Source organism: Bacillus sp. MM09(2025) (assembly GCF_050496725.1).
GTDB classification, from domain to species: domain Bacteria; phylum Bacillota; class Bacilli; order Bacillales; family Bacillaceae; genus Bacillus; species Bacillus pumilus.
In genome coordinates this window covers 579,223-590,148 of record NZ_JBNWEN010000004.1, presented here as the reverse complement: position 1 = coordinate 590,148, position 10,926 = coordinate 579,223, and the positions used below count along the sequence as shown (strand labels likewise).

The window sequence follows — 10,926 nt, the reverse complement described above, 5'->3', positions numbered from 1 at the left end:
AAAAACAGCTTTCAAAAGAAAGCTGCTAGAACATGCGTAAGTTTAGTCCTTCTGTCCTGTGATCGGACGTTCGGATAGTTGATGGAGCTCAGGAACTGGAAAAGCCTCCTGCTCCTCGGCCGATTTGTCTTCTAGGGCTTTCTTCATCTCGGATAATAGCTTTACGCTCTCCTTTGCCAAAGCTGCCTTTTTCTCTTGCAAACCAATGATCTGTGAAAGTCCGACGAATATACCGCCTCCAATAAGAAGGAGCGCAGGGGTTTGTCCATAATAGATCACGATCAAAAATGTGCTTGAAAAGCTGTCGGCTTCAATGAAGAAATCTTCTTTTGATTGCATGAATACAACGACTAACAGGAGTATTCCTAGAATCAAAAATAGAATGCCGGCCGAAAGTAAAGCTCGTTTCATGATTGACACCCTTTTTTTCTTACCATTTTAACATACTCTATAAGGATTGTGTTGCGCCCTTAGTCCCGAAGTCACGGATTTTCACATTTGCTTTGTACTGAATATCTGATTCACTAAAAATTTCATCCCAATGTTTTGCATCTTTTCGAAAATCCTTCGGGTAAGCAATACTTGCCTTCTGATAGAAACCGCAAATATCAGCTTTGATCTCATGCTGTAATTCACCGATGAAATCTTTAACGCTTGTCTCTATTCGACGCTTGACAACGCCTTCAATTTCTCTGAGATACTTTTCATTAAAAGCGTTCTCACGTTCATTCCAATCCTCAGACAATCGTCCATCAAGTTCCACTGACACATCAAATTGATATTTTCCGCTGGCTGATTTATTGGTTTTAATATGGTGCTTGAGTTTGAAAATCTCAAAAGAGTAGATGCTGTGTTCATATTCAAATTCAATGACTCCACCCAGTCCGTCTCCAGTTAACAGATTGTATGACTGTACTGCTAACGGAGAGATATTGGTGAGAAATCGCTTATTCTTAATAATAGAGGCTCCATCGATCATTAATTTTCCTTGATCGACGCTGACTTTCGGAATAGCGAAAGATACATTGTTTTGCATGGCAGAAGAAATATCTCCTAATGAGCTAGTCTTAAACATGCGAATGGTCGATTTTCTATTCTCAGAAAGATCGTATAAGGTCGTAGAGGCTGGCTGTCCGTCGTCATTGATTTTCAGCATGTCTCCAGGATTCTTAGAGGTCATAAAGACGAGGCCTCCTCTCCTCGTTTCATTGTCTCGAATGAATTGATTAATGACGAGGTCGAAATCATTCTCATTGATGAGTTCCTCAGAAAACAAAAACACCCGTAGCTGCTGTGCGAAAATGCGATGGCTTTTCAGCGCCGTTGTGCGGAATATTTGATGCACAGAATCCCCGTTTGTTTCAATGATTTTCGTAGGGTCTTTGATGTTTGATTCCTGAGAGATCTTTTGAGGAACGAGGACTTGCATAGATACCTTTAATTTATTCCCTTGGTCCCCTTTGTCTACTGCAAATCCAATCGCCATGTTAAGCTCCTCAATATTTGTGCTATCCCAGCAACCACTTAATAGAACCAGCGTCAAAAGAGCAACAGCTGCTTTCTTTTTCATGTTGTGTTCCGCCTCCTTTTGAAAAACACGATGATAAATAAGAGAAACGGGAGAATGCCGAACAGCAGGAAAAAGAGGTTGTTCACATAGGTTAAATAATTTCGCACTGTATCGACATCCTTTGGAAAAATCGCTGCAAAGTAAATGACAATTCCCATTAAAACAAGGACCACTTGTTTAGGAAACTTGGTCAGTTTAGACACCCCGATTGCAGCAAAAAATGTATATCCGACAAAGCTTGTATAAAGCTGAACCAACCAAACGATAAGCAAAAAGGAGTCAATTCGCTCAATAAAAATTCCTTGAATATCAAAAGATTGAAATAAGGCAATGGTCGGCCAAGTCAAAGTCGCCGTTTCTTTGACAGTCAGCGCACCAATCACAAGAATATAAGTGAAAATATAAATAATCGCTGGAATTAAAAAGCCGACTGTCCCATAAGCAAAGGTATGTTTTTGTGTGTTCAAATAGGCAGGCATAAACAGCATCATTTCAATGCCTACAAACGAAATGGCTGATGCGTTCAAAGATTTGAAGACAGGGGTGAATCCCTCTCCTAAAACGGGACGGAGGTTATCTAACTTAAATTCTTGAAGGCTAAGTCCGTAAGCGACAAATAAGATGATGAGCGTCACAATCAGTATAAAAGGGAAAAGCCGCGCTAAATCACCAATTCCGCCAATCACCAGATAAAACCCAACCACAATAAAGCTGATCATTGTCACAGCTACTGGCGTGTTTTGAAGCAGAAAGAATTTGACCATTTCCGACATAGCCCGTACTTCATAGCTGGCAACGCCAAGAAAATAAATAATAATCAAGAGGTTGGCAAGCGCGCCAATCCATTTTCCAAGTCCCTCATTCGTATAATCATAATATGAGGAGAAAGGTACTTTTTTCATCATCAGGACATTTGCAAAAATAAACACAATGTAAATGACACTCATGAGTAAGAGTGCAATCCAGCCGTCAGGTGTAGCCGCAGCCTGAGCCATTGAACGTGGCAGAATCATCATACTTGCGCCTAGTGTTGTATTTGCAATAATGGCACTTGCCTGATAGCTTGATATCGACTCTTTATGATTGACCATCTCGTTCTCCTTTCTGTTGATTTTTTAAGGGCAATCGAATAATGGAATTGTCCTCGTTTTTATAGCTGAACACAAAATCTGGTGAGAAATACGGTGTGCCAAAACTTTTTTGACGTGTGAGATGGGTAAGGAGTACGAGCATAAACAGCACAATCCCGTATAAACCAAAGGTAGCCGCAGCAAACATGGACACAAAACGGAGCACGCGAAAGGACATGCCCATTCCATATTGAGGAACAGTAAAGGATGCAAGTGCAATGACACTCACGATAATCACCATAATCGAGCTGACAATATGTGCCTGAACGGCAGCCTGTCCAATAACAACTCCGCCAACAAGTCCAATCGTTTGACCGAGCGGATTTGGCAGCCTTAAACCGGCTTCCCGCAGCAGTTCAATTGTGATCTCCATGATAAGCGCCTCCACAATAGGCGGAAAGGGGACATTTTCTCTCGTACTTGAGATTGAAATAGCAAGAGTTGTTGGTAAAAGCCCTTGATGGAAGGACACAAGCGCAATATAAATGGCTGATAAAAATAATGTCAGAAAGATCGAGGTGAACCGCAGCATCCGAATGAGAGAGGCAGCGATCCACCTTTCATAATAATCATCAGGTGATTGCATAATTGTGGCGAGCGAAGCAGGTACAATTAACACAAAAGGTGAGTGATCGACAAAAATGGCGACCCGGCCATTGTTTAAAGCAGACGCGACTTTATCCGGCCGTTCTGTGTTTTGAATTTGTGGAAAAGGAGAGTACACATTGTCTTCAATGAGCTCCTCAAGAACACCAGAGTCCTGTATATCATCAATGGTGACTTGCTTGAGCCGCTTTTTGACTTCCTTTAAAACGGGTACTTGTACGATACCGTCGATGTACATGATGGTCACCTGTGTGTATTTCTGTAAACCAATCTTCATATCGACGGTTTTGACATCAGGATTTTTTAAGCGCTGTCTTACAAGCGCTAAATTCGTATTTAAATCTTCAATAAAGCCAATTTTGGGTCCTCTTACGACTGTTTCAGAGGTAGAATCCCCTAAATTGCGTTTCTTCGTTCCGTTTGTTTCTAATATATAAGCATGCTGAAATCCGTTAATCAGCACCACGCAGTGACCTTCAAAAATCGCATCAATCAATTCTTCAGAGGTCTTGACCGAACGAGTGGTCATCATGGATAAATTAGATTCCAACTTTTCTTTTGTAAGAGACGTATGATCTTGGAGAAGCAGCTTTAAAAAGGTTTGAATCTCCATCTTTTTGTTCATTTCTTTTATGTATAAATAGTAAACAACTTGCCCGTGAGGAAGCGTTTTTTTCTCATGAATCAAATCGTCCATATCCTTTAACTGCGGGAGGATGACAGAGAGATTATCGTATAAGTGCTCTTTCAGTGGAGTTTGATTCAAATGGATCACCCGCCTCAAATAACTTTTTCTTAGCATTACCTGCTTGAAAAAACAATATTCTGTGTTACATTATTTTGTGGTAAAAGAAAGAATGAGGGTTTTGGAGGACACAAGATGGCGCAAATTCGTTTAGCAGGAACAAAAGAGGAGATTGACCGTATTCTACAGTCGTTTGACAAGCATTATGAAGTGACATATACATCAAAAGATTACGGAAAAACGAACCCAAAATACAAATATTCGAAAGATGTCCGCGTTTATATTGAACTAAAATTAAAATAAAGATAAAATTTTAATTGAAAACGCTTAAAGGATTTTGGTTTTTTGTATAGAATAGAGTTGAGTGTATAGAAGCTATGGAGGGATACATAATGACAGAATTTAGAATCGAAAAAGATACAATGGGCGAAATCAAGGTGCCAAAGGACAAGTTCTGGGGTGCACAAACACAACGAAGCAAAGAAAATTTCAAAATCGGTTCTGAGAAAATGCCAAAGGAAGTTGTGAATGCGTTTGCAATTTTGAAACGTAGCACAGCGATTGCCAACGAACGTCTTGGCAACCTTGAGAGCGAAAAAGCAGAAGCAATTGCTGCTGTATGTGATGACATCATCAGCGGAAAGTATGACGAGCATTTCCCGCTTGTTGTATGGCAGACAGGTAGCGGGACACAAAGTAACATGAATATGAACGAAGTCGTTGCAAATAGAGCAACTGCTTACTTGAAAGATAAAAATAGTGAGTTCAGCATTCACCCGAATGATGACGTCAACCGCAGCCAAAGCTCAAATGACACATTCCCAACTGCTATGCACGTGGCAGCTGTTTTAGCTGTGTACAAAAAATTATTGCCTGCGATTGATCAATTAAGAGCGACTCTTGATGAGAAAGCAAAAGCATATCAAGAAATTGTGAAAATCGGTCGTACGCACTTGCAAGATGCAACACCATTGACAGTAGGTCAAGAAATTAGCGGCTGGGTGTACATGCTGGACCGTTCAAAAGAAATGATTCTAGAATCAACTGAAAAAATGAGAGAGCTTGCGATTGGCGGAACAGCTGTTGGTACAGGAATTAACGCACATCCTGAGTTTGGTCAATATGTCGCTGAGGAAATCAGCAAGCTGACAGGTCAAAATTTCAATTCTTCACCAAACAAATTCCATGCGCTGACAAGCCATGATGAAATTACGTATGCACACGGTGCCCTAAAAGCACTTGCAGCTGATTTAATGAAAATTGCCAACGATGTGAGATGGTTGGCAAGCGGACCTCGCTGCGGAATTGGTGAATTGATTATTCCTGAAAATGAACCAGGAAGCTCCATTATGCCAGGTAAAGTGAACCCAACTCAAAGTGAAGCTTTAACAATGGTTGCAGCACAAATTATGGGGAATGATGCAACGATCGGTTTTGCTGCCAGCCAAGGAAATTTTGAGCTGAACGTATTTAAGCCGGTCATCATCTATAACTTCTTGCAATCAGTTGAATTACTTGCTGATGGCATGAACTCATTCCATGACAAGTGTGCCATTGGAATCGAACCAAACCTAGAAACAATCGAGAAAAACTTGAACAATTCATTGATGCTTGTGACGGCACTTAACCCGCACATCGGATATGAAAATGCAGCGAAAATTGCAAAGCTTGCTCACAAAGAAGGTTTAACGTTAAAAGAAGCAGCACTTCAATTAGAGCTGTTAATAGAAGAGCAGTTTGAAGAGTTTGTGAAACCAGAAGAAATGGTGACACCGAAAGCAAAATAAGAAACCAGGGGCGGCTGCCCCTGGTTTTTTTCATTGAATGTGATGTGAACAAAAATGAAACCCAAGGAATGCCTTGGGTTCTACAAATGGTCCTCTTTCAAAATACGCAAAAGTGATTCGGAGTGGGTTCGGAGCGGTGTGTATAATTTTAATTGAAGCAGCATGCCTTTCACGATGACTTGTCTAGGTTTCTGTTTGTTTAATTCATTTTCTAAAATGCCAAGTGCTTCAAATAAATCAGGCTCGTCTTTCACTTCATAGTGTGCCTCAGCCTGCTCTCTTAGTTCTTTTAAAAGAGATTCTGTCAGCGGGTCGAATGACCGTTCATAAATAGGACCAAACCAATCGCTCGCTTGATCTACAGAGATGAGCGGAAGATCATGTCGCTTCATCATACCGCCCATCAAATCATCAATACGGTGAATCATCGTTGCGGCTAGCTCCTCAGCCTCCAGCTGAAAATCATATAAAATCGCAAGCTCGAAATATACGTGGCTCATGCCCTCAATCGTCAAACAAAGATCAGCCATATATGGAATCGCTGCATCTCCATATACCTGTTTAATGTTATCAATGTGAAGCTGAATAGTGGCAAGCCTGATTTGTTTTGCGAGCTGCTGCGTTTCTTCATTCATAGGAAGTGCTCGATCACTTAGCTGCATTTTAATAAAGTCCTTTTGCTGCAAAATATTATCGTAGTAGACAGTGAGCTGTTTACGGTAGGCTTCCTTTGGTGTGCCGCCCTCTGTTTGAACCTCATGAATCCGGGTAAATACCTTATCATAATAGTAATGTAAGATTGAAATGAGCAGTGCTTCCTTTGATTTAAAATAAAGATAAAAAGCACCCTTTGACATGTGGCATTCATCCGCAATTTCCTGAACAGACGTTGTATTGTAGCCTTTGCTGGCAAACAATTTCATGCCAGCCTCAATGATCATTTTCTCTTTCTTTTTCAATATGAATGTCATCCTTTCTTACCGAGAGACAAATGTCTTAGGAAACGTGCGCAAACAGATGTGACTTATCGGTCATAAACGACGAAAGTTTTCAAAAATTAATCAGATTGTAACTTGTTTTTTACAGTGTAATTCTTTATATTATAAAGTAAGGTGACCAACTGGTCAAAATATGTGAAAGGATGATGTTCCATGAGAGAAATCGATGATATGATAAGACGCTTGCGAACAAAAGGAATTCAAGTAGAAAAAGTCAAAATGCCGAAAGAGACAACCATTGAAAAGAAATGGATGTATCAAGCTGGCAAGAAAATTAAAGCCACATACCGTGATTTTAATGGGTATTCATTCATCTAAAAAAGACTGCGGTCAAAAACCTACAGTCTCTTCTTTGGAACCGTGATCGTATAACGTACACCTAGTTCATCATTTTCAATAGATATAGACGCTTGATGCATGGAGAGAATTTTTTTGACAATGCTTAATCCAATACCGAATTCGCCCTTTTTTCCCTTACTAAAAGGTTCGTATAGGTTGGATAGCATATGTTCTTCAATTGGAGGACCGTCATTACGAATGACAATGCGTATTTGATCCTCTTCCTGTTTCATATGAATATCAATTTTACTTTTTGCGTAGCGAAGTTGATTTTCTAGTACATTCTCAAATAATTTGCTCCATTGTTCTGGATCGCCTTCAAGAGCAGCCTCATCATCTAAGTCCACGTTCCACTGCAATTCATTTTTCGACCAGCGTATCCGGTCGACCACTTCCAGCATCGTATTACTGAGTAGGAAGGAAGCATGTGCAGGGTGTTGATTTGATAAATAATCAAGCTTTGTTAAGTACAGCAAATCCTTGATTTTCTTCTCAAGCTTTTCCGCTTCACCTTCAATGACTTCCACCGTTTGTTCAAGATCTCCCTTAGGAAAAATACCATCTTTAATTGACTGCGTATAGCCGCGGATGACCATGACAGGTGTCTTTAAGTCATGTGATATATTTTGCAAAAGAGTCCGTTCTGTTTCATCCTTTTGAATGAGTTTTTGTCTCATTTCTTCAATGGTGTGACCAAGCTTTCCGATCTCATCTTGCCGGTCAACGATGACAGGATCGTCCCAGTCTTCTTGTGCAATCCGCTTCACGTGCTTTTCAAAAGCAACGATTGGACGGGATAAGTAGCGGGCAAGCCAAATCGATGGAATCCAGCTTAATAAAATAACGGTGCCCAAGATAAAGATCAGCTGTTTAAACAGCGTAAAGGACAGGTCATCTCGATAAGAGTCTGGCGCATAAGACAAAAGAATATATTGTGTATTGCCTGTTGATACTTTTTTGATGACAAAAAAGATGTGCTGGCCATTCACCTCTTCAGAATAGCGTTTCGTTGCGCTTTTTTGTTTTTTCACAAAGGCTTGGATTTTCTCAATAAAAGCGTGCGGGAAAAACTGCGCCATTTGGTTTAATTCATCTGACGGAATCAGAATGTGCTGCACCGAGCGGTTTTCCGGTGTCGACTTTGGCGAGCCGTCTCGGTTCAACGGATATTCTGTGAGCACCTGTTGTTCATTTTCGATATTTTTATAAATTTCATTCGTGAAAAAGTTACGTAATGTATTGGAAAATAGGATGATCAGGACAATCGAGATGGTGAGTAAAATACCAGAGATGACGATCCAAATTTGAAAAGCGAGTGGTTTGTTCTTCATCCTTTTAGCATCCTATAGCCAAATCCATAGATGGTCTCGACCTTTAAGTCGGGCATTTTTTTGCGCAATCGTCTGACAAGGTCATCCACCACACGATCTGTCCCAAAGTAATCGTGTCCCCAAATTTTGACGAGAATATCTTCACGAGAAAAAGCATGTCCTTGATGATGTGTAAATAAAAGCAGCAAGTCAAATTCCTTAGAAGTTAAGTTAATAAGCTGATCTCCTTCATACACCTCTCTTACATCCTCATGAATGACATAAGAGGAAACGGGTGTAACACTTTGCTGCTGCGGAGTATCGCTGTTTTTATACACAAGCTCAAGCAGCTTTTGCACCCGAATGATCAGCTCGCGCGGAAGAAATGGTTTCGCAATATAATCACTGCTTCCCAGCTCTAAACCGAGGACACGATCAATATCAGCGTCGCGTGCTGAAATGAAAATGACCGGTACGTCAGGTGATGCGGCTTTGATTTCTTTAATCAGTGTGTAGCCATCTGTATCAGGCAGCATGATATCTAAAATCCATAGATGCGGCGGCTTATTCATTGCTTCGCGTGCCGCTTCTCCGGTTAAAAAAGAGGAGACATTCCAATTTTCACTTTCTAAATATTTGGTTAAAAGTTCGTTTAAGTTTTGTTCATCTTCCACTAAATAAATGGTGTACGACAAAGTCTTCCACATCCTCTCAACGTCATTATAACGGGATATAAAGGCGGCATGTCAACAATCTCATGCTTTTTTCACAATTTCACATATTCTTCTCATTATTATCCCATAATGTTTGTTTATGATAAGCTCAAGGGAAAAAAGGGCATAGACAAAAGGCAGATCAATAGGTGCTTTTCACGAATGTGCGCACCTTGCTTTTTTTCTATGAATAAGTATTATATAATTTGACTTATTGTCATGTAGTATCTTCAATGATGTTGCCATTAAGAGGACATGAGTCCTATCTACACATATGAATCAAGCAAGTCATGAACATGATGTAAAGGAGTGTAAGCGATGGATTTTCGAAGAGAAGATGAAGAGAAGAAGTTGAATCAAGAAGAAGATGTACATCAAGAGAATGAGAAACAAATAGACGAACCTGAAAAAGAAAAGGAAGCCGTTTTTCAACCTCATGAAAACGAAGCTTCTGCCACTCAGGAGAGTGTGACAAACCATTCTCCTCAAATGGGGGATGACCGTGCGTCGAAAAAGGAGAAAAAGCGGAAAGCAGCATGGCTCAGTCCGATCCTTGGCGGAATTATTGGCGGCGGCCTTGTGCTTGGCATTACACCGCTTTTGCCGCAGTCACAGGACACAGCAGCAAACAATCAAACGCAAACAGCGTCGAGTGAACCAGCGGCCTCTGAAAATTTCTCAACAAAACAAATCACCAATGCCACGAATGTTTCTGATATGGTAGAAGATTTAGAGCCAACCATTGTGGGAGTCTCAAACTATCAATCTACCCAAAATTCGTTTGGCCTTAGCGGTGATTCAACAGAAGCTGAAGCTGGAACGGGTTCTGGTGTCATCTTTAAAAAGGATGGGAAAAAAGCGTACATTATTACAAATAACCACGTAGTCGAGGGTGCCAATAAATTGAAGGTCACACTTTATGACGGAAAAACAAAAGACGCGAAGCTCGTCGGCAGTGACGTGATGACAGATTTAGCGGTTGTAGAAATCAATGCAGACGGCATTGATAAAGTGGCGAGCTTTGGTGATTCTTCTAAGCTCCGTGCTGGAGACAAAGTGATCGCAATAGGAAACCCGCTTGGTGCCCAGTTCTCTGGTACTGTAACAGAAGGGATTATTAGTGGTCTTGATCGTACAGTTGAAGCGAACACGTCATCTGGTACGGTGGAAATGAATGTACTGCAAACAGATGCAGCGATCAATCCAGGAAACAGCGGTGGACCGCTTATCAATACAGATGGTCAAGTTATCGGTATCAACAGCTTAAAAATTAGCGAAAGCGGTGTGGAATCACTCGGCTTTGCGATTCCAAGTAACGATGTCAAACCGATAGTAGATGAGCTGTTGAAAAACGGAAAGGTTGAACGTCCTTACCTTGGCGTACAAATGATTGATCTTGAGCAAGTGCCTGAAACATATCAAGAAAATACGCTCGGCCTATTTGATAAACAAATCGGCAAAGGGATTTACGTAAAGGATGTATCAAAAGGATCACCTGCACAAAAAGCAGGCTTGAAGTCTGGAGATGTCATCATCAAGTTTAAAGGGAAAAACGTGGCGAACAGCTCTCAGCTGAAAGAAATTTTGTACAAAGAAACAAAAGTCGGCGATAAAACAACAATGACTGTCATTCGTGAAGGGAAAAACAAAAATCTAGACATTACCCTTGGACAGTCTGAAACTGAATAAATGAAAAAACAGGTGGACGTTAAAGGTCTACCTGTTTTT

Annotated in this window: 11 protein-coding genes; 4 read left to right on the top strand and 7 right to left on the bottom strand. The window is 40.7% G+C overall.

The genetic code is table 11. From position 1 onward, the window contains the following. Positions 1-42: 42 nt before the first annotated feature. From ACQYAC_RS09445 to ACQYAC_RS09430, 4 genes are read right to left on the bottom strand one after another with little or no spacing between them, the layout of a single operon-like run. Positions 43-411: a hypothetical protein gene (locus tag ACQYAC_RS09445; protein ID WP_012011213.1), complete on the bottom strand. Its 369-nt coding sequence runs from the start codon at positions 409-411 to the stop codon at positions 43-45. A 37-nt stretch (positions 412-448) separates the two neighbouring features. Beyond that, the gene (locus ACQYAC_RS09440) at positions 449-1,570 is read right to left on the bottom strand and encodes a Ger(x)C family spore germination protein (RefSeq protein ID WP_212045526.1); all 1,122 of its coding nucleotides are present in this window, start codon (positions 1,568-1,570) and stop codon (positions 449-451) included. Further along, positions 1,567-2,661, bottom strand: a complete 1,095-nt coding sequence (locus ACQYAC_RS09435) for a GerAB/ArcD/ProY family transporter (RefSeq protein WP_061409565.1) — start codon at positions 2,659-2,661, stop codon at positions 1,567-1,569. Before ACQYAC_RS09435 ends, ACQYAC_RS09440 begins: the two co-directional genes overlap by 4 nt. Beyond that, a complete protein-coding gene (locus ACQYAC_RS09430) occupies positions 2,648-4,072 on the bottom strand; it encodes a spore germination protein (protein ID WP_429943169.1) in 1,425 nt (474 codons plus the stop codon). Before ACQYAC_RS09430 ends, ACQYAC_RS09435 begins: the two co-directional genes overlap by 14 nt. Before the next feature lie 114 nt (positions 4,073-4,186). Between ACQYAC_RS09430 and ACQYAC_RS09425 the strand changes: the two genes are divergently transcribed. Together ACQYAC_RS09425 and fumC are read left to right on the top strand one after the other, a co-directional pair. Further along, a complete protein-coding gene (locus tag ACQYAC_RS09425; protein ID WP_003213147.1) occupies positions 4,187-4,354 on the top strand; it encodes a YvzF family protein in 168 nt (55 codons plus the stop codon). A gap of 89 nt (positions 4,355-4,443) precedes the next feature. Then, positions 4,444-5,838 carry a class II fumarate hydratase gene (gene fumC / locus ACQYAC_RS09420; RefSeq protein WP_429943168.1) on the top strand — a complete coding sequence of 465 codons (1,395 nt, stop codon included), beginning with the start codon at positions 4,444-4,446 and terminating at the stop codon, positions 5,836-5,838. Between the two features lie 80 nt (positions 5,839-5,918). Here fumC and ACQYAC_RS09415 read toward each other — a convergent pair whose 3' ends face one another. Then, complete coding sequence (locus ACQYAC_RS09415; RefSeq protein ID WP_429943167.1) at positions 5,919-6,797, bottom strand: TetR/AcrR family transcriptional regulator; 879 nt, start codon at positions 6,795-6,797, stop codon at positions 5,919-5,921. A gap of 192 nt (positions 6,798-6,989) precedes the next feature. Between ACQYAC_RS09415 and spxO the strand changes: the two genes are divergently transcribed. Next, positions 6,990-7,154: an anti-adapter protein SpxO gene (spxO, locus tag ACQYAC_RS09410; protein WP_003212782.1), complete on the top strand. Its 165-nt coding sequence runs from the start codon at positions 6,990-6,992 to the stop codon at positions 7,152-7,154. Positions 7,155-7,174: 20 nt separating this feature from the next. Here spxO and ACQYAC_RS09405 read toward each other — a convergent pair whose 3' ends face one another. Continuing rightward, on the bottom strand, positions 7,175-8,506 hold the full coding sequence (locus ACQYAC_RS09405; RefSeq protein ID WP_306011175.1) for a sensor histidine kinase: 1,332 nt from the start codon (positions 8,504-8,506) through the stop codon (positions 7,175-7,177). Continuing rightward, positions 8,503-9,180, bottom strand: a complete 678-nt coding sequence (locus ACQYAC_RS09400) for a response regulator transcription factor (RefSeq protein WP_003212732.1) — start codon at positions 9,178-9,180, stop codon at positions 8,503-8,505. Before ACQYAC_RS09400 ends, ACQYAC_RS09405 begins: the two co-directional genes overlap by 4 nt. Before the next feature lie 336 nt (positions 9,181-9,516). On the opposite strand from ACQYAC_RS09400, the gene ACQYAC_RS09395 reads away from it, so the two are divergent. Next, positions 9,517-10,887: a S1C family serine protease gene (locus ACQYAC_RS09395; protein ID WP_429943166.1), complete on the top strand. Its 1,371-nt coding sequence runs from the start codon at positions 9,517-9,519 to the stop codon at positions 10,885-10,887. Positions 10,888-10,926: the final 39 nt, after the last annotated feature.